Here is a 19,393-nt window from a genome sequence, read left to right as displayed (position 1 = left end):
CTGACGCATGAAGAATTTACTCGCTTATACGCTATTACTCATGATCGGTTTTGTAACCGCTTTATACTTTGGCTTTTATCATATGATGCCAAAATCAGCGACAATCTTTGATGATGAACAAACCGGACTGAAGGACCAGCTTGTGTTCAAATTCAGTCATGTCGTGGCAGACAATACACCTAAAGGACTTGCTGCAAAGAAATTTGCTGAGCTTGTGCACGAAAAATCGGATGGAAAGATCAGCATTCAAATTTTCTCCAACGGGAGCCTTTATTCTGATATTGAAGAAATTAATGCACTCAAAGAGAATCAAGTTCAATTTATCGCTCCGTCTACCTCGAAGCTCGGCATGCTGTCTCCTGAGTGGCTGGCACTTGATCTTCCCTTTGCTTTTTCAAATTACAACGCGGTTCAAGAAGGCCTGCACGGTGCAATTGGCCAAAGGTTGTTTGGCACGCTGCAAAAAGATGGATTAAAGGGAATGGCTTATTGGACAAATGGCTTTAAGCAAATCACCTCAAATAAAGGACCCATCAAACAGCCGGCTGATTTAAAAAACCAGTCTCTCCGCATTATGCAAAGCGACATGATTGAAAAACAATTTAAACTTCTTGGTGCAAAGCCCTATCAGGAATCATTTAATTCAACGTTTCAGCTATTAGAAACCAAAAAAGTAGACGGTGAAGAAAATACCATTTCAAATATTTATTCAAAAAAATTCTATCATATACAAGACTATATGACGATCAGCAATCACGGGTATTTAGGCTATGTGGTCTTAACAGATCAATCCTTCTTTGACCGACAGACACCCGAAACGAAACGAATTTTACTTGAAGCCATGGAAGAAACAACAGCTTGGAATGAAAAGCATGCAGAACAGATGAACAAAGATCAGCTGGAGGACATTAAACGTGAATCGCCGATTGCCATTCATGAATTGACGCCAGCTGAAAGACAAAAATGGATGAAAGCCCTTGATCCTTTGTATGACGAAGCCGAAAAAACGATTGGCTCCACCCTCATCAAACAGATCCGCGAACTTCGTGCACGTTATGAACACTCACCTATTCATGCTTATCAGGAAGAGGATGAGAGCAAATAAAAAAATCCCTTTGATAAGGGATTTTTTTATGCGCCGGACTCACTCTGTTCTTGCTCGGTGAGCTCTTCTAATCTTGTTAAAATTCTTCGCTTTCGGTATTGCATCATGCCTGTTTCGGCAATTCCTTTTAATTGTGAGCGGTTCGAAACGGCACCAAACAAAATCCCAGCGATGGGCACAAGCTGAAACAGTTTCTTCCAGCCAAACGAATCTCGGTAATTATAGACAACCTCACGCCACCCTTGGATTTGGGAAATCATGTTTTCATGCTTCCCTTCAGATGCATGATAGCTTTTCAGCTCTTTTAGAATCGATTTCTTTCCAACGACATCCGCAGAGTTCAACTGCAAGCATTTAATGATGAAGACCCGCTCCTCTTTGTTTTTAGGATCATAGCCATAGGTGACGGCAATATCCTGTAATGTTTTCAGAGAGAGACCGAGTACCGCAGGAATATCAGCGGCTAGTGTAAACATTCCGCCAACACCAGTTGTCGCCCCTTGTACCGTCGCGAGATTTGTTCTGTTTTTCCCCATATGCTCACTAATGGCATCCATCATTTCGATCGGAGCCTTTCCAATATCTTCTATGCGCTGAATGGATTCATCGGCACACTTCTTTTGAAATTGATGAATGATGCCTTTTTCCGAAGTCAAATAGGCACCGCCGGATTGAATGTAATGGCCCATTTCGTCTAACAGTACACCGATTTTTTTCTGAATAAAAGCAGGCGTCAGCTTGTCCAGCATTTGAAATGGAAGACGGCTGAGTTTCTCCCAAAACCATACCTTTTGCTGGTCTTTCTCCCACTTTTCAATCTCCTTTAATTGTGCTTTTAGCCATTCTCTTTCCTCCATGTCATATGCCTCCTTAGATGCCGCTGAAGTATTTGTCTGTTATTATACACAATCCTTGTCCATCATACGTATAGAACATTGAAGCGGTTCCGAAAGGTTTTAATCTTTTTCAAAACGGTTATTGCTTAATAAACAAACAAAAGAGGAGTGATCAACATGTTAGGATTTCTAATTTCATTGGTTGTGGCGATTGTCATCGGTCTCATTGGGAGTGCACTCGCTGGAGGCAGTGTACCAGGAGGATGGATCGGTTCAATGATTGCCGGGCTTGTAGGCGCTTGGATTGGTCATGGATTACTTGGAACGTGGGGTCCTAGTCTGGCAGGCTTTGCGATCATTCCAGCGATCTTAGGAGCAGCAATCTTTGTCATTATTTTAAGCCTGATCTTCCGCAGCGTAGGATCAAGGGTATCTTAAAAAAACGAATAACAGAGGAAGCAGTAGGGACACCGTCTAAGGGGCGGTGTTTTTTATGTTGGCGCGTTGACAAGGTATCTATTTTTTTCACTTACATATGATAAACAAACCTATTAGTTCAGATAGTTGACTTTTCATGAAGATGGGCATATGATGATTAAAAATTGCATGAAGGAAACTTTTTGTGCCCAAGCAAAACTTTGTAGAATCTAGGTGATGACATATGACAAACAAATACATCGAGGCACAAGCACACATGTCAGCGGCAGCTGAGCGTGCACTTGAAGGAAAGGTCAAAGGATTTAGAAGGCTTCTTCCTTTTCTAGGCCCTGCTTTTATCGCTGCCATTGCATATATTGATCCAGGGAATTTTGCCACCAACATTGCCGCTGGCTCCAAATATGGATATCTCCTCTTATGGGTCATTCTCATATCAAATCTTATGGCTTTGCTCATCCAATCCTTGTCCGCAAAGCTTGGAATAGCAACAGGTAAAAACTTACCTGAAATCGCACGTGAAGAGTTTCCAAAACCTGTATCCATCGGTTTATGGATTCAGGGCGAACTCGTCATTATAGCCACAGATTTAGCTGAGTTTATTGGAGCGGCACTTGGTTTATACTTGCTCTTTCGGATTCCTTTGCTTGAAGCATCTATTATTGCAGCCATTGGATCATTTGCGATTTTAGAATTGCAAAGACGGGGATATCGCGCATTAGAAGCTGGCATTACCGGCATGCTCTTCGTTGTCGTGATCGCTTTCGCCGTGCAAACCTTTGTCGCCAAGCCAGATATGGCAAGTGTCGCAGGCGGGCTTTTCATTCCAAAATTTGATGGCACAGATAGTGTACTGCTTGCAGCTGGAATTTTAGGTGCCACTGTGATGCCGCACGCGATCTATTTACATTCAGCATTAACCCAAAGAAGAGTCGTCGGCAGAACAGAAAAGGAGAAAAAACAGATTTTTCGCTTTGAGTTTTTCGATATCCTCATTGCGATGTTAGTTGCTGGAGCCATCAATGCCAGTATGTTGATTGTGGCAGCCGCCTTATTTTATAAAAACGGTCTCTTTGTTGAAGATCTGGATGTTGCGTTCCAGCATTTTAGCACACTTGCAGGTCCTGTATCAGCTATCTTATTTGGTGTAGGCCTGCTTGTAGCCGGACTATCCAGCTCTTCTGTCGGTACATTGTCAGGCGATATCATTATGCAGGGTTTTATTCAATACCGCATTCCACTGTATGTCCGCCGGCTGATTACCATGATTCCTCCTATTGTGATCATTGCATCTGGGGTGAATCCGACATCAGCACTTGTGATGAGCCAAGTGGTCTTATCATTTGGTATTGCCTTTGCTTTAATTCCGCTCATTTTATTTACAAGTAAAAAACGAATTATGGGCGAATTGACGAATGCCCGCTGGGTGACAGGAATATCTTGGGTGATAGCAGCTCTTGTTGTCGCACTCAATCTCTTTTTAATTGTAGATACGTTTATGTAAAAGACAGTCGTGGTGCTGTCTTTTTCTTTTCATATGGTTATGGTAAAATTCCCCTGAGAGGATGTGGGCACATGTTTTTTTATCAAGATCAAGAGATATCCATGCGGTTGCTTGAGCCAAGAGACGCAAGAAGTCTATATTTGCTCATCCAGCGGTCAAGAGAGCATTTACGTGAATGGATGCTTTGGGTGGATTCAACACAGACAGAGGAAGACAGCATGGCATTCATTCAAGGCGCAATGCAGCAAGCCTTGCAGAACAACGGTTTTCAAGCGGGCATCTGGTCGCATGGAGAGCTTGTCGGGATCATTGGCACCCACCAAATTCATTGGATCAACAGGACTGTTTCAATTGGCTATTGGCTCGGAGAAGGCTATCAAGGAAAAGGCATCATGACAAAAGCATGCAAAGCAGTCATTCAATATTTATTTGAAGAATGTGGACTGCACCGCATTGAAATCAGGGCTGCTGTCGATAACCAGAAGAGCAGACGCATCGCAGAACGATTATCCTTTTCGCTTGAAGGCATTTTGAGAGAATGTGAATGGCTGGGCGACCGCTTTACGGATCATTGTGTATACGCGCTCTTGCAGCCTGAATATATCAAAGAAAAAACGCATTCTATGAATCAACCCACTTAATTGTGTCGATTGCATGAATTATTTTACAAAGTGAAGCTTTGTGGTATCCGTTGCGATCAGCATCTGATAAAATAGAAGGAAAAATCGAGGTATGAAGTATGTCTCTTATTATTTTATTTTACTTATGGATCGTCCCTTTATTATTTGGCATTTTCTTCTCATTCTTAACAAAGAAAGCCACCTACAAACGCCGCTTTGTCCCATCATATAGCATGGCAGGACTCAGCATCGTTTTTCTCATTCTGGCACTTGTCTTTTCAGCCAGCCATTTTCTATTCATTTGCGGTATGTTCGTATTTGCCACAACCCTTGTCGGCACAAGCATCCCTTTATTTTTAGCCTTTACAAAAACACCATCATAAACAAAAACCACCTTTTTGCAATGGAAAGGTGGTTTCTTTTTTATTGATTTGGCATTCTGTAAGTCACGGTGGCATCTTGATTGGCTTCAATTGTTTTCACAATGTCTTGTAGGATCTCTGACGCTCGATCATTTGAGTCATACTTGCCGAGAGTCTTTACCCAAGTATCGCCTCCTGCGATCATTCCTTCAATCTTTTTGCCGGTTACTGAGACTTCGTGGACATGAACGAAACTTTGCTGGTTTTGTGCGAAAATCCATAGCATGGTTATAACTCCTTTTATTGTTTGATTGAATGTCGTTAGCCCTTTTCAATACAGCTAAAAAATGTGCTATGTTACACTTCCCCTATTCTTTTGTTAATAACTCTTTTCGAATAGCATGTGTCTCAATATCTGCAAACCTTACGGGTATTGGTAATCTACTGTTTTTATCAACAAGTTTCATAATAATTTTTGTAGTTGTATCTAAATCAATCCAATTCCCACATGAAATAAAAATAGGCTTAACATTCACTCTGGTTCTGAGCGCTCTTCCATATATTTCGTTATTTATAATAATATCTGTGTATGCATTTGTTTTATTTTGGGGCATGGTAAAATCTATACCATTAATTTTCAAATAACTTTTTGCGACTCCAATGGTAGGTTTATTTAAGAAGAAAGACGCCTGTGTAGCAATGCCCATGTGTCTATAATGTAAATAACCATTTCCATCAAACATATAGACGTCTACTTGTTTCGTCAGTTTTTTTACTGCATCTTTAATTAATGGCATTTCACGAAAAGCAAGAAAACCTGCTATATAAGGAATCCTTATTTCTCCATGGCTATGCACTTTTTCTATGATTTTTTTTTCTATCAAATCATAGACGACGATACAACAAACACCGCTCGTTTTTCCATGCATATCAAAATAAGCTACATCTACACCTGCAATAAACCTTATGTTCTCAAGTTGAAAATTATTTTTCAATTGCACTTTAGGCAAGAGCGCTTTTTGTTCACTTTTAAATTTTTCTAATAAATCATTTATTTCATCATTATGCATAAGATCCACACGATTAGCTGTTGAATTTTTCGGCATATTTCAAATCGGATTCATTAGGTTCTGCCTTTTTCTCTACAATATTTCCACTTTCATCATACTTTATATAAGTCATCTCTCGACCAGCAACACATTCAGATTCATACTTTTTATTTCCATTTTCAAAAAACTCAACTTGATAGCCGTCGGCTGCATTTTTACTCATATGACCTATTTTCTTAACATTTCCATTTGAATAGAATTCAACATACTTTCCTTGTTTAACTCCTTGTTCAACATAGAAATAACTCTCAATATTCCCATTTTCATATATATCATATGCTAATCCCGTAAACAGCTCTTCTTTACCATCCTCGGTAATTTCCACTATTGCTAGTTCGTAAGGGCCTCCATATTCTAAACATTCTTCAAACTCAGTGCCATTCTCTAAAATAAAATCTTTTTGCAATATATCATTTAACATTTTTAGGAACCTCCGTGATAATTTTAGATCCATCTGTAAGATAAGCACAATGAGGACACCTTGGAAACATCATTCCAGCCGGTTTCACTCTACTCTGACCTGTCCTAACAACATTCAAAATAAAATTATCCAAACTAGCACCTGGATTAGCCTTTAAGGCCTTATTCAAGGCGATCACTTCTGCATGTGACCCCGCACCTTTTGTATATGTGTATGAATCTATAACCTCTTTTGGCATTCTATCATATTTGGCATTTATTAAGGGATGGAAATCTGGTAACTTTCCATCATAATCATTTATTGCATACGAATATTTTCCAGTCTGCTTATCATAAACTCCAGCAAAGGCAGGACCCATTTTCTTCTTGCTAATGCCAGTTTCTTTTAATTTATTTAGTTCTTTCACCGTTTCTCCGCGTAAATTAATTCTTTCATTTAATTCTTTTGAATCGATCTTTCCATATTTATTTCTCAAATAATCAATTCGACTTTTCGTGTTCTCTTTAACCCCCATCTTCCCATGAAACCCTTTCGCCCCAAACGGCAAAAGCATTCCTAGCGCCGCATTCATACTTGCTTCCTGCTGTTCTTTCGAGATCTTATTTCCAAACATATCGCGGCCTGTGATTGCTTCGCTGAAGCCGTTGGTGGCGGTGAGGCCATATAAACCTTTTTGAGATGTTTTCAGGGCGTCAAAGGATTTTTGTGATGTCTTGTAAATGTCGACTGCTCTTACTGCGGCTGATGTGGCTTGGGTGGTTTTATAGACAGCCTTTCCGCCTTTGAAAATGCGGCCTGCCCAGCCGACGATTGGGATGTAACCTGCTGCTGCCATGCCGCCTGCGGCGACTCGCTGGCCTGCGGTGAGTTCCTCGCCCGTGATTGGATCAACGCCTGTTGCGGCACGTTTTGCATCGTTCACGCCGGTCAGTTCATTGACGATATTTCCACCGTAATCGAGCGCTTTTTCATACCAAGGACGGTTGGCGAGGGCTTCTTGTTCTTTTGCAATCTCGCGGGCTTCTTCTTGTTCTTTTTTGATTTTCAGATATTCAGAAGTTTGCTTTTCAATATCGCTTTTTGCCTTGTAGATTTCGCTATTTTGATACGCTTTCTTATCAAAATTCATAGGCGAAATCGCTTTTCCATCATTTGTCGCATTCATCATTTCAGCGTACAATGCCATTGTAGCTTGCTGCTCTGTCTCTGACAAAGCATATTCATCTTTTAAATTTTGATCAAGCTCTCTTAAATCTTTGACTGTCTTTTTTCGTTCATCTTCCGCATCTTCTATTTTTTCATCAAAGGTTTGACTATCAAATACTTCTAGAGAAATGAGATCATCAATGTCTTGAAAAATCGTTTTGAGTGCCTTTTTTTGATCCTTTACAATGCTTTTGGCATTCTTGATGCCCATATGTACTGCGTTGTCTAAAAAGTGTTCTTCTACAAAGGTATCGCCGCCAAAGCTCGTATCATCAAGTGTCCCAGAAACACCGTCATGAAAGGCTTTTTGCTTATCAATGAAGCTGATAAACATGTCTACATTTCCGGCGAGCTCTTTATAAAAGCTTTTAATGTTATCGGCACCTTTCCCAGTGAAGTCGTCACCAAGATTGGCAACACCTTGTAATGCCTTTTTTAAATCTACCATTTGTTCACGGAGTTCCTGATAGTGTTTTGCTCTTGTGTCCATGGCACTTGTTAGTGCTTTTGCATCAAGTATCTTCCCCAGAAGAAGTCACTCCCTCCATTATTGATCATAAAGTCTATTTTACCTTTCTCAGCGAATTGGAAAAATAGGCTTTAAGTTACAAAAATAATTAGGAAATAAAACAAGTGATAATTGAAATGTTTTTCCTTTCATCACAAAAAAGTCAGTCCTCTTTTGAGAGGACCGACTACATTTTGTTTAGAAAAAGCGTTTTAAACTTTTCTTGAGTGGAGGGATATCCAGCTCGCCTTTTTCAAAGAATTTTTTCAGTAAGTACTTACTAAAACCGGCTGCTTGTGTGTACGTAATTTTTCCAGGTAACGGCGGTTCATTGGTGACAGCAACATCAATAATGACAGGTTTATCTGATTGAAGAGCTGTATCAAAGGCTGGAGCTAGTTCTTCATGTGATGACACGGAGATTCCTTTGCCGCCACATGCTTCTGCAAACTTAGCAAAATCAATATCTTCCAGCTCTATACCATAATTGATGTTTCCTTTTACTTGTTGTTCATATTCAATCATTCCAAGATTGTTGTTGTTTAAAATCACCACAACGATTGGCAGTTTATATTTGACCGCTGTCACAAAGTCTTGCATAACCATTGTGAAGCCACCATCGCCACAGACAGCAATCGCTTGGCGATTCGGTTCATTTAACTTAGCAGAGATAGCACCAGGCAAACCACAGCCCATTGTGGCAAGCCAGCTGGAGATGATGAAATCCTGCTGTTTCATTTCAAAATGGCGTGCCATCCATACGGTCACATTCCCTACATCAACAGAAAGAATGGCGTCGTCTTCTACTGCTTCTTCTAATCTAGCAATGACTTGCTGAGGTTTAAGCGGTGATGTGGCAACGGATTTTTCCTTATCCATTTCTTCTCGCCATTTCATCATATGCTCAGTACAAGCTTCAAGGAAACCACGCTGCTCTTTATATTCAATGTAGGAGGTCAGTTCATGCAAACCACTCTTGCTGTCACTCACGATTCCTACGTCTACCGGATATCTTTTACCGATTTGATCTGGTTTAATATCCAGTTGAATGGCAGGTGTGTCCTCTGGTAAGTAGTCTCTATATGGAAAGGAAGTTCCAAGCATAATTAAGAGATCACACTCTTCCATCGCTTCATATGCTGGCTTCGTTCCGATTTGACCTAGGTTTCCTAAAAAATATGGGTGCCTGTCTGGCACAACACCTTTTGCAGGAAGTGTGATGACAATAGGCGCAGCAGCCTTTTCTGCAAATGAAAGAAGCTCTTCTTTTGCATTTCGTAATCCTTTACCTGCTAATATGACTGGCTTCTTCGCATTGTTAATTAGCTGTGCTGCCTTTAGCAGTTGATCTTTCTTTGGCCGAACTTCTCCCTCAACATAAAGAGGAGATGTATAAACAGGCTTGCGCTTAATTTTTTGAGAAAATAAGTCATCCGATACGGTGAGAACTGCCACACCTTTGTGAGTATAAGCTGCTTTAATGGCTTGATTCAATAAATCTGGCAGAGCTTCTGCTGTTTGTACCTGCTGATTAAAGACAGCGACGTCGTCAAACATCCGCTCTAATTTGATTTCTTGAAAGGCGTCTCTCCCTACTTCCGTTGACGCAACCTGCCCTGCAATTGCTAAAACGGGTGCGCCATCTGCTTTTGCATCGTATAGTCCATTTAATAAGTGAACAGCACCCGGGCCAGCGATGGATAAGCAGACACCGAGCTTACCTGTTAGTTTGGCATCAGCCGCCGCTGAAAGTGCCGCCACTTCTTCATGTCTCGTTTGTATAAATTGTATTTGGCTTGATTCATGCCTAAGCTCTTCAATTAATTCGTTTATGCTGTCGCCGGGCATTCCATAGATATGTTTTACGCCCCACTCTTCCAGTAGCGCTGTTACTTCTTTTCCTGCGGTTCTTTGCGGCATGTGAGAAAACTCCTTTTTTCTTACTCCATACCACCGCACCCTTTTGATCAAACGTTTCAACTTGCTGCTACTTTTTAAAATGATATGGAAGGGTGGCGACCACAATATCCCGCTTCCATAACAGACGGAATCTTAATAAAAAGGCAGATTGGTTATGCAAGATCGTGTGCCATCTTTTTTTCGGGATAAATTGAGGTACGAGCACCATCACTTTATATTGATGCGCATTTGCTTTTGCCTCAACCGTTTCAAGGAATTTATCGAGCGGATGAATAAGGCTTCGATAAGACGAATGCAGCATCACAAGCCGCACACCGCTGTTCAGTTTTTCCCAATCTGCTTCAATTTTCTTATCTTTTTCTTTATCAAAGGATACATGAACTGCTATGACTTGCTCTGATAAGGATTTTGCATATTGAACAGATTGCTCAACGACACGTGTTACACCGGCAATTGGCACAATGACCACATTCCCTTTAATCTCAACAGGCTCTGCTTCATTCATTAAACGCAGTTGTTCTCCGACAGACAAGTAATGCTTTTTAATGGAATGAAAGATGAATAGCACAATTGGCATGAAAACAAATACTGGCCATACAAGATGAAACTTGGTCAAAATAAGAATCATGAGAACCGTGAAGGAAATCAGTGCTCCGACTATATTAATAGGCATTTTCGTTTTCCAGCCCTGCGGTTTTTCACGAATCCATTTCACACACATACCTGTCTGTGACAAGGTAAATGGAATAAATACACCGACAGCATATAGCGGGATAAGGTGTTCCGTTTTCCCATCAAACAACCAAATGAGCAGCATGGAAGCTACACCTAAAAAGATAATGCCATTAGAGTAACCGAGACGATCCCCTCTTACTGTAAACATGCGCGGCATATATTTATCCTTTGCTAAGTTGACCGCCAATAAAGGAAAGGCGGAGAAGCCGGTGTTTGCCGCTAATATCAAGATTAAAGCTGTGACAGCCTGAATGACATAATAGAAAAATGTACGTCCAAATGTATCTGATGCAATTTGTGATACAACTGTTTCTTCTGGCTTTGGTGAGATGCCAAAACCAAACGCAAGCAATGTCACGCCAACAAATAATACAGCTAGTAAGCCACCCATCATCAATAATGTTCTCGCTGCATTTTGTGCAGCTGGTTTTTTAAAGGATGGAATGGTATTTGAAATGGCTTCTACTCCAGTCAGTGCAGAACAGCCAGACGAAAATGCTTTTAATAAAAGAAATAATGTAATGCCAGGTACGTGTGTACCTATTGCAGTATGCTCAGGTGCTGGAGGAACGCCTCCTGTTAATAATTTAAAGCCCCCGACTCCAATTAATATAAGGAGTGATATGACAAACAAGTATACGGGATAAGCCAAAATAGATGCTGATTCTGTCAATCCACGAAGGTTGAGCACCATAATCAAGATGACCAATACAATTGAAATCAGCACATGATATGGATATAGTGCCGGAAAAGCTGATGTGATGGCATCGGTACCCGCTGATATGCTCACTGCTACAGTCAAAATATAATCTACAAGCAATGATCCGCCAGCGATCAGTCCTGGCTTTTCACCTAAGTTTCGGCTAGAGACGACATAGGCCCCCCCGCCTTCTGGATAAGCATAAATAATCTGGCGGTAAGATAGAATTAACGCCATTAAAAGAATTAATACACAACCTGCAATCGGGAGTGAGTACCAAAATGCTGCTGCACTAACGACTGAAAGAACAATCAAGATTTGTTCTGTACCGTATGCAACAGATGACAATGCGTCTGATGACAATAATGCCAACGCTTTGATTTTTGATAGTTTTTGTTCTCCTGCTGCCTGTGATTTTAATGGTTTCCCAATTAAAATACGCTTCATCAAACTGTACATGTGATGCCCGCTCCTTTAGTGTCAAACGATTTAAGTTACAAAAGATGGATCGCCAAAAAGACACAGAGGCAATAGAATGCCCCTGCGTCTATTGTTTAGATCACAGGTTGGTCTTTGCTCTCTTTAACGCTTACGAGGTTAGCTGACGGATTCGGGCGCATGAGACTTTGCCCTACCTAAAAAGGATTCACCCCACGTGGTGTCCTGCACCACTAATGGTTCCCCCGCTCATCGAAATGATTCAGCGATTGGTCTTTTATAAAAGAGATCATACTCCCGTTTGACACCAAAGTAAAGACATTTTTTCAAGGTCTTTTGATCGTTTATCTATCAGTCTTTTTGCGGTTTTTTCGTACGAAATAAATAATCATTCCGACCACAAAAATAATTAGCACAGCGATACATGCAAAATAAATCCAAGAATCACCGACGCCTTGCTTTTCACCTTTTTTGAGATCATTTGTTGTGCTGCTGACCGTTTGATGATTAGAGAACATGTCTTTGTTTTTGCTCTCGATGGCAACTGTTGCCGTTTCCGTATTTGTTTGCAGGAAATGAAGCACTTCATGTGAAAGATCAGCGTCAGCTGCTTTCATTCCTGAAAAGACGGTCATTGTTTGCTCTTTATTCCATACAGATGGCTGCGCCCATACAATACGAGCAGTCGTTTCGTTGATCATGCCAAAGGAGGATACATCATACTGATCCTTTGTCACAGGAACGATGAGATCGTCTGCCTTTTCTTTTAAAAGAGAGAACGTTTGAATGCCACCGATGAAAATAAGAGAGTGATTTTTCAATTGATCATTTGTCACATTTGATGCTTTGATCAATTGATATTGAGCAGTTTCCGGCTGACTAAATGATTCTGTCAGCATCGCCATTTGATTGATCGTTTCTTGCTTGATTTGATTTGGCATGATGATTAATGTTTTTCCTTGCTGCGTTTTTGATGTGAAAGGAAGCGGCCATGCAGCTAAATCCGGTGTATCACTAGCTGTCCCTTCTGGTATTTGAAGAGAGCTATTCTTATCAATGTAAATCCAGCTTTCTTCATCCGTATGTCTGCAGGACTCCATGTTTTTAAAGCCTGTAGTGACAAATTGCAAATCAATATATTCATTCTTTTGGAGCACTTGTGAATCTACTGGAATTGACACATGATAGAATCCATTCTCATCTTTGTTTCCTAGTTTTGTTAACGGTACATCGTGTGGTTCATTATTAATCATGACTGTTAAGCGTTCCGCTTTGTTCGCTGTATCAGTTTTTTTAAATGATAGATTTAACTTTGCACCAGATTTTTGATTAGCGATCAATGCTTTCGGATAATAGTAATGATCCGATGCCGTCTTTTTGGTTCCAACCGTTACATCATCACCACCAAAATCTTTTAAACGAATTTGATGAGATGGTTTTGATGCTTTAGCAGTAACCTTTTGAAGCAGCAAATCTGTCCCAGTGAGCTGATCGGTCAGTTCTGGTTGAGTCAGGACATTGATTTTTTCAGCAATTGTCTTCGGCTGTTCAGCAGTGACAAATAAAATGGGCTGTTCTTTTTTCTTCCCTGTCAGTGTTCTCACTGCTAACGTGAGCTGGTTGCTTGCTGTTTTCATTTTCGCAGCTTGCTCGATCGATTTCACTCGTCCCTCCCAATTTCCTTTCGCTCCAACAGCAATCGTTGGATGCGCGATTTGCTTGAGGTCCTTTTCTTGGACGATTTTGAGGTCTGCTTGGCGGTCTTTGTTTTTCAACGTACGGTATACTTTCACAGCCGCTTCTAATTCAGCTGCTTCCGGTGAATTTGGAATCACAATATCTGTTTGTTCTTTCTGATCACCTGTTTGAATGAAAGGTGAAGGGAAGCTGTCTAACGTCACGTCTGTCGTTTGAGTTCCTTTGAAATCCAGCTCACTTTCAGGATATACTTTCAGCCAATTGGCAGGTGTCTCTTGGTTGATACACACACCTTCTTTTAACACGCCATAAAATGCGAGCTGAATCCGATGAAAACCTTTTTTCAATTGCGATTTGTTCAATTTGATTTGAATCGATTTCTTTTGGTTTTTCCCTGATACGGGAATGGTCTTTTCAATCTCTCCATCAATCATGACTGTGAACGATGATGGCGAAATGAGTAATGGTGATGCCTCTATATTCAATGTAAGGGTGCTAGACTCTACTTTTTCTTTCTCTATTTGATAGGAAAATTCAGTGCGGTCTTCTTGTCCATACAAGGTCACTACATCTTCTGATAATGCTTGCGTTTCTGTTTGACTTCCTTTTGATGAGCGAATCCAGTCATCTTTCACTTGTACTCGATTTGATTGCGCCAGTGCTTGCCCCGCCATGAAAAAAGGCTGAATGGCAAGGGATATCACCAATATAAAAATCATCCATTTTACCGATTTCAATTTGTCACCCGCTTTTCTTTTGTTGTTGATCGTAACGCTCGGTTTTGTACCATTTTACTTCTTGTTTGAATAAACGGCTCTTTGTCTCTACAAATAAAGAGTACACGACTAGCGCAATCCATACTTGAGAATAAGTGAAGTACATGAGCGCCACAATGAGTATATTTTGTTTGGTGAGCTCTGTTTTCTCAATGCTTAATGTAATCATCACTTCTGTTAGAAAGAGGAAGAAGGCCAATCCCCACAGGATCAGTGCAACAGCTCCTACAGATAAGTGAAGGTCAACAAATAGGTTCACGATAAAGATCCCATTTGAGAGCAGGACACCGAAGAAAAATAAGAAATACGTAAAGAAGAAATAAAACAAATCGAAAATCATTCGTTTTCGTTTCAGCTTCATAAACTGCTTTAAAAATTTGAGTACAACATATTGATTGCCTCGTGCCCAGCGTGTTCTTTGCCGCCACCAGACTTTCCACGTCTCAGGCTCTTGTTCCCAAGTGATCGCTGCCGGGAAAAATCGAATGACATAGCCAAGGTTATAGACACGAATCGTTAATTCGGTGTCCTCAGCCAGCGCATGAACATCCCAGCCGCCAAGTTCTTCTAAAATGTGCCGGCGGATGGCGAAGTTGGTGCCTGGTATTGTCGCAATGCCAAACCACTTCCATCTTCCGCCCTGCGCCATCCATTGGAAGCAGATGGTCTCAATATTAATAAATTTGGTCAGGAGATTTTTGGCTGCATTGATGACCCTGAATTTCCCGACAACAGCGCCTGCCTTTGGGTCGTTCAATAAACCAAGAACCAAGTGATAGACAGCCTTTTGTTCAGGCATGTTATCTGCATCGTATACGCAGATGACTTCTCCTGTTGAAGCCTTTAAGCCTTCATTCAATGCAGTGGATTTTCCCTTTCCGGCAAATGGCGGCTTTGTTTCAATCATATGGACATGATCATATTGCTCACTGAATGACCTCACGATGTCCCCTGTGCCATCAGAGGAATTGTCATTAATCACAATGATTTCAAGGAGATGTTTAGGGTAGGATAGCTGGACCATTGCTTTTAGCGTTTGTCGGATGACAACTTCTTCATTATGAGCAGGAATTAGAATGCTGACGGACGGCAGCTCTTTCCCCTGTTTCGTCCATTCAGGCAGCACTTTTTCGTATGTCAGGTAGTGCTGAAAGCCGCCCTGCATGAGAAACATGTGGTATAGGAGCATGATCCAAATCAATATTAATGAAAGATAAAATAAGACATCAGCCACCTAATTTTCTCTCCTTAAAAATTCGTTTTTTCATTGTCAGTCTTAAATACAATGTGTAAAAAGCAAATGCCGCAATAAACAGCATCACCACGACTGTGAGAATTCGCAGCATATTTTCCATGCCGCTTCGTTTGACTGTTTTGGTTTCTGCTCTATTGGATTGTTCTACTTGAATATGTCCATTCCCTGATGTTTTGATCTGCACATGTGATGTTTGGACCGTCTGTTTTGTTTTCTTTAAATCCAGCCATTCACTAGAAGGAATTGCATCCATCTGCGTCATCAGATTTTGCAGTCCATCTATTCCTGATTCCACATCATAGGACAGCCCGATTGCGGCTGATTGAAGATGCTGGATGGATTGAATCTTTTGCTCTGTTAAAATATTTGAACCTTCTTGGTCAGATGCTGGCTCTACTGATTGCTGAGGATATAAGGTCATGCCGTGAAGCATAGCGGGCTTCGTCACCAGCGGCGGAGCACCGGCTGTTTTCCACGTATGATCCGACAACTGTACCTGTCCAAACAGACTGGACATATGCCTAGATATCACTTCGTAGCCTTGTTGGGATATGGCATCACGCGGTACTTCGAATGCCAGTGGATATAGACCTTGCTGCGCAAGAAGGTCAATGCCCTTTGTGATTTTTTCTTCTGTATAGATGATTTCTTGCTGCTGATTCGATCTCGTATAAGCATGGAAGTCTTTTTCATTCGAAAAATGGCTTTCACTTTGCTTCTTCTCGGCTTTTTTTGGGTCATTTGATGTAATGGACTGATCATTCTTTGCATCCCAGAACTCAAAGTCCTGACCAGAATCCTCCGTTCGGTACGTACGGCTAAATCCATGAAGAATGATGCTGGCTCCATTGCTTTGCAATTGTTTTAACACTTTTACGAGCTGCGGACGGTCACTCAGTGTCACTTCATCACCTGTTGTTCGATCCACCCATACAGGGGTTACCGCTATCAGAAACGGAATATGCCGAGTGGATACGTATTGTCCAAGCTCAAGCAGCTTCTTCTCGTCAGAGACAGGACTGATGTTCCCAAACCTTAAGTACTTTGTGGTCAGCTGATGAGAAGAAGACAGGCGTTTTTCCAGCACTTCTGCAAGCAGCTCGTTCTGCTGCACGACATTTAAAATTCCAATATAGTCGGCACCTTCCTTTGTTTGGATCACAAATGGAAGATCAGCTTCATGCTTCTTCAATAAAAATTCACTTTGCAAGTCGGCCCCTTGAACCGTTAACGCACTGATACTTTTCTCTAGCTGACGGTAAGATTGATCATCTGTATATTTGATTTGACTCGTGTGATCTTGTTTGTGAAAAGTAAGATTGGAGAATGGGCGAAGCTGTTCCGCATTGTATCCAATGGCTATTACCTTCTGTGCTTCATTCATCATACGAACGGTCTGCTTCGGTAAGGTTCTCTTTATTTCCCCTAGGTAGATGACTTGCTGAAATTCACTGATCTTCTTTTCAGCCAAATGTTCATCAGATACAATCGTCAGCTGTTTGGAAAAATGTCCGGCGAGTAGATCCAGCATATGCACTGCTGGTGTCGCTTCCCCCGATTCTGTCGAATAAACGATCAGGGTATCTGGCTTGGCAAGTGCGTCGGCTGAAGCCATGTATTTAAAAGAAAGAATCAAAAAAAGAGCAAGCAGCAAACAGCATTTCATCAAAGAATTAAAGTTCATTCATCATCATCTCTTTTTCTAGTTCTTCTAAAAATTGCTCTGGCGTACGATAATCCGAACTGCTTGTTAAATGACAGACATGAAAAGTCAGGGTGACTTCACGACCGTTTAACAGCACATGCTTTTGCAATTTATCTTTTAGCTTCTCAAGGACGACAGAGACATTCTCTTCTGGTGTGTGAGTAAGCAGCAAGCCTATTCGTTCTTCGGATAATCGAAATTTCTTATCCGTTTCTCTGACACTTTCGCGAATCTTGATACTTAATTGCTGAAATAGGTGCTGCATTTCTTTTTCTCCATATAACGATTTGAATTCCGCTGCATAATGGATATGAAGAAGGATAAAAACGAATGGCTGTTTGTAACGTTCTGCCCGTTTCATTTCCTCGGATAATTCCAGCTTCATCCGATCTGCATTGTCAAATCCAGTTGTCGAGTCAATCGCCACAAATTGTTTCATCGCCTGCTTTTGTTGTTCAATGGTGTGACGCATCGTCTTGATCCGCTCATGCAAGCTTCCTGCTGAAATCGCGAAAAAGAGAAGGGCTACGCCCCAAACCACCACATCCTGCAATGTTCGATTGGAAAAGAAAGGATTTGTGTGGCCAAGCTCTGTAAAGAACATAGCACTTCCTATAAAGAACAACATCAGCAAGGTAAAAATTAATGCTGGTAAGATGCCAAATAAAATCCCGCATCCTAACACGACAAAAGTCAGTGTGATCATCAAAAAGCTCTCTGCATCATGCAAGCCAAGGTAGCTCATAAACAAAATAAGACCTGCAAACGTGAGGAGCAGAGAATAATATAAACGATACGTATTACTGAATAACCGATTCATTAAAAAGCTCCCTTTCTGCAATGAGAGGCAATAAGTTGTCAAATGAGTGTGTGTCTTTTTCGTTCATGTATCCTCCATAATAATCCTTGAGAGGATCTTGAATTTGTAATTCTTTCATGCGGTCATAAACCTCTTTTGCGAATTCCGGTTCGTTTCGTTTAAGAGCATACAAGATGACCAATGCATATACAGAAGGCGATTCATACGTCACTGATGGCTGCAATGTGCTAAGTTTATATCTACCGTACAGTTTTCCTTCTTTCTTAAAAGTCGTTTTTAGCCATTTCATGATCGCGGACGTACTCACCTTTGCACGATCAGCATGTAGAGCCGTATAGAGCTGATCAATCATATTGATTTCTTGATCAAATGAATAGGCTTTTTTCTTTATGTCATAGGATTTAGGAAAGAATCCTTTTTTTCTCGGTGCTTGTTTTAGAATGGTCAATTGGTTACTCGTCATTTGTTTCGTGAATATTTTGAGGGATTCCAATTCTTTGATTGCTTTTGGGTCTAAATATGAGAGTGTGATTGTGTGTGAAGTTCGGTTTGTTGATGCATCATAATAATCGGACAAGATGCCTCTATACATATTCTTGTCTTTTAACGCTTGTGCGATTTCTTTTGCTGTGGTTTGATATGCTGCATTCTTCCATAAACGATCTGCCTTTTGAAGTGCCGCCACTACCCGTAAGTCATCAACTAGAGCATTGGCCTTACTTTTTTGATCAGATTCGATTTGCCAGCTGAGAAGGTGATCTTCTAATAAAAATTGATCTTGCAGGACACCAAATTGTTGGTCAAAAGAATTTTGGTCTTTTTTTCGAACAAGATAATCCATCCAAAGTCCAAGCGATTCAGATAAGTAGATGTGCTCCTCTGCTAATGAAGTGCGAATCATGCCTTGATCTGTCATGAGGTGATGAGTGATAAAATATTCTCCAGGCAATACAGGCTGTGGAGATACTGGATCAGCTGATTCCTTCTGCTGTTCCCAGGTACATCCGCCTAATAAAAAAACAATGAGTAAAACAATAGCCGTGCGATGTATGGCTGTAACCATTCGTGTCCCCTTTCAACTCCCGTTCTCTTAGCATCTAACGATTTATTATAGAGTGTTTTTGTTAAAATTTAAATAAATATTTTATACCAAATTACGAGTCTTTTTGCATACATATTCCCATTTTCAGAAAAACCATATGCCGATATACTTGATTACACAGAAAAACCCATGCATTTC

17 protein-coding genes and 1 riboswitch are annotated in these 19,393 nt (G+C 40.8%); of the genes, 5 read left to right on the top strand and 12 right to left on the bottom strand.

Translation table 11 applies throughout. The annotated features are described in order from the left end of the window. Nucleotides 1-7 precede the first annotated feature (7 nt). On the top strand, nucleotides 8-1,105 hold the full coding sequence (locus MHI46_RS02500; RefSeq protein WP_260775319.1) for a TRAP transporter substrate-binding protein: 1,098 nt from the start codon (nucleotides 8-10) through the stop codon (nucleotides 1,103-1,105). A gap of 26 nt (nucleotides 1,106-1,131) precedes the next feature. Here the strand turns inward: MHI46_RS02500 and MHI46_RS02495 are convergent, their stop codons facing one another. After that, a complete protein-coding gene (locus MHI46_RS02495) occupies nucleotides 1,132-1,962 on the bottom strand; it encodes an EcsC family protein (protein WP_041089179.1) in 831 nt (276 codons plus the stop codon). A gap of 156 nt (nucleotides 1,963-2,118) precedes the next feature. Here MHI46_RS02495 and MHI46_RS02490 point away from each other — a divergent pair, with 156 nt between their 5' ends. The 4 genes from MHI46_RS02490 to MHI46_RS02475 all read left to right on the top strand — a co-directional run bounded on the left by MHI46_RS02490 (nucleotide 2,119) and on the right by MHI46_RS02475 (nucleotide 4,883). Then, complete coding sequence (locus MHI46_RS02490) at nucleotides 2,119-2,379, top strand: GlsB/YeaQ/YmgE family stress response membrane protein (RefSeq protein WP_039176683.1); 261 nt, start codon at nucleotides 2,119-2,121, stop codon at nucleotides 2,377-2,379. A 223-nt stretch (nucleotides 2,380-2,602) separates the two neighbouring features. Continuing rightward, the gene (locus tag MHI46_RS02485) at nucleotides 2,603-3,880 is read left to right on the top strand and encodes an Nramp family divalent metal transporter (RefSeq protein WP_039176681.1); all 1,278 of its coding nucleotides are present in this window, start codon (nucleotides 2,603-2,605) and stop codon (nucleotides 3,878-3,880) included. A 71-nt stretch (nucleotides 3,881-3,951) separates the two neighbouring features. After that, nucleotides 3,952-4,521, top strand: coding sequence for a GNAT family protein (locus MHI46_RS02480; protein WP_144491833.1), 570 nt, complete (start codon nucleotides 3,952-3,954; stop codon nucleotides 4,519-4,521). A 98-nt stretch (nucleotides 4,522-4,619) separates the two neighbouring features. Continuing rightward, the gene (locus MHI46_RS02475) at nucleotides 4,620-4,883 is read left to right on the top strand and encodes a response regulator (RefSeq protein ID WP_260775317.1); all 264 of its coding nucleotides are present in this window, start codon (nucleotides 4,620-4,622) and stop codon (nucleotides 4,881-4,883) included. 40 nt (nucleotides 4,884-4,923) lie between these two features. Here MHI46_RS02475 and MHI46_RS02470 read toward each other — a convergent pair whose 3' ends face one another. From MHI46_RS02470 to MHI46_RS02420, 11 genes are all read right to left on the bottom strand, one after another. After that, nucleotides 4,924-5,148, bottom strand: coding sequence for a hypothetical protein (locus tag MHI46_RS02470; RefSeq protein ID WP_059376056.1), 225 nt, complete (start codon nucleotides 5,146-5,148; stop codon nucleotides 4,924-4,926). An 82-nt stretch (nucleotides 5,149-5,230) separates the two neighbouring features. Continuing rightward, complete coding sequence (locus tag MHI46_RS02465) at nucleotides 5,231-5,932, bottom strand: endonuclease V (RefSeq protein WP_144490931.1); 702 nt, start codon at nucleotides 5,930-5,932, stop codon at nucleotides 5,231-5,233. 13 nt (nucleotides 5,933-5,945) lie between these two features. Continuing rightward, nucleotides 5,946-6,392: an MORN repeat protein gene (locus MHI46_RS02460; protein WP_041089172.1), complete on the bottom strand. Its 447-nt coding sequence runs from the start codon at nucleotides 6,390-6,392 to the stop codon at nucleotides 5,946-5,948. Then, a complete protein-coding gene (locus MHI46_RS02455; protein WP_260776069.1) occupies nucleotides 6,382-8,127 on the bottom strand; it encodes a T7SS effector LXG polymorphic toxin in 1,746 nt (581 codons plus the stop codon). The genes MHI46_RS02460 and MHI46_RS02455 overlap by 11 nt, the downstream gene beginning before the upstream one ends. A 177-nt stretch (nucleotides 8,128-8,304) precedes the next feature. Next, nucleotides 8,305-10,026, bottom strand: a complete 1,722-nt coding sequence (locus tag MHI46_RS02450) for a pyruvate oxidase (protein WP_144491742.1) — start codon at nucleotides 10,024-10,026, stop codon at nucleotides 8,305-8,307. 67 nt (nucleotides 10,027-10,093) lie between these two features. Further along, nucleotides 10,094-11,920 carry an APC family permease gene (locus MHI46_RS02445; RefSeq protein WP_039176669.1) on the bottom strand — a complete coding sequence of 609 codons (1,827 nt, stop codon included), beginning with the start codon at nucleotides 11,918-11,920 and terminating at the stop codon, nucleotides 10,094-10,096. A 112-nt stretch (nucleotides 11,921-12,032) separates the two neighbouring features. Continuing rightward, nucleotides 12,033-12,177, bottom strand: a riboswitch (cyclic di-AMP (ydaO/yuaA leader). A gap of 66 nt (nucleotides 12,178-12,243) precedes the next feature. Beyond that, on the bottom strand, nucleotides 12,244-14,334 hold the full coding sequence (locus MHI46_RS02440; RefSeq protein ID WP_260775313.1) for a cellulose biosynthesis cyclic di-GMP-binding regulatory protein BcsB: 2,091 nt from the start codon (nucleotides 14,332-14,334) through the stop codon (nucleotides 12,244-12,246). Between the two features lie 4 nt (nucleotides 14,335-14,338). Continuing rightward, the gene (locus MHI46_RS02435; protein WP_260775312.1) at nucleotides 14,339-15,607 is read right to left on the bottom strand and encodes a glycosyltransferase; all 1,269 of its coding nucleotides are present in this window, start codon (nucleotides 15,605-15,607) and stop codon (nucleotides 14,339-14,341) included. Continuing rightward, nucleotides 15,600-17,312 carry a DUF2334 domain-containing protein gene (locus MHI46_RS02430; RefSeq protein ID WP_064498697.1) on the bottom strand — a complete coding sequence of 571 codons (1,713 nt, stop codon included), beginning with the start codon at nucleotides 17,310-17,312 and terminating at the stop codon, nucleotides 15,600-15,602. Before MHI46_RS02430 ends, MHI46_RS02435 begins: the two co-directional genes overlap by 8 nt. After that, nucleotides 17,302-18,153, bottom strand: a complete 852-nt coding sequence (locus tag MHI46_RS02425) for a GGDEF domain-containing protein (RefSeq protein WP_151284018.1) — start codon at nucleotides 18,151-18,153, stop codon at nucleotides 17,302-17,304. The genes MHI46_RS02430 and MHI46_RS02425 overlap by 11 nt, the downstream gene beginning before the upstream one ends. Next, nucleotides 18,134-19,216 (bottom strand): glycosyl hydrolase family 8, encoded by a 1,083-nt coding sequence (locus tag MHI46_RS02420; RefSeq protein WP_260775309.1) that lies wholly within the window; start codon nucleotides 19,214-19,216, stop codon nucleotides 18,134-18,136. Before MHI46_RS02420 ends, MHI46_RS02425 begins: the two co-directional genes overlap by 20 nt. Between the last annotated feature and the right edge of the window lie 177 nt (nucleotides 19,217-19,393).

The organism is Bacillus sp. FSL K6-1000 (genome assembly GCF_038630785.1).
In the GTDB taxonomy this organism is placed as follows: Bacteria; Bacillota; Bacilli; order Bacillales; family Bacillaceae; genus Bacillus; species Bacillus safensis.
The sequence above is the reverse complement of the archived record's forward strand: the minus strand, read 5'-3'. Positions and strand labels throughout refer to the sequence as shown.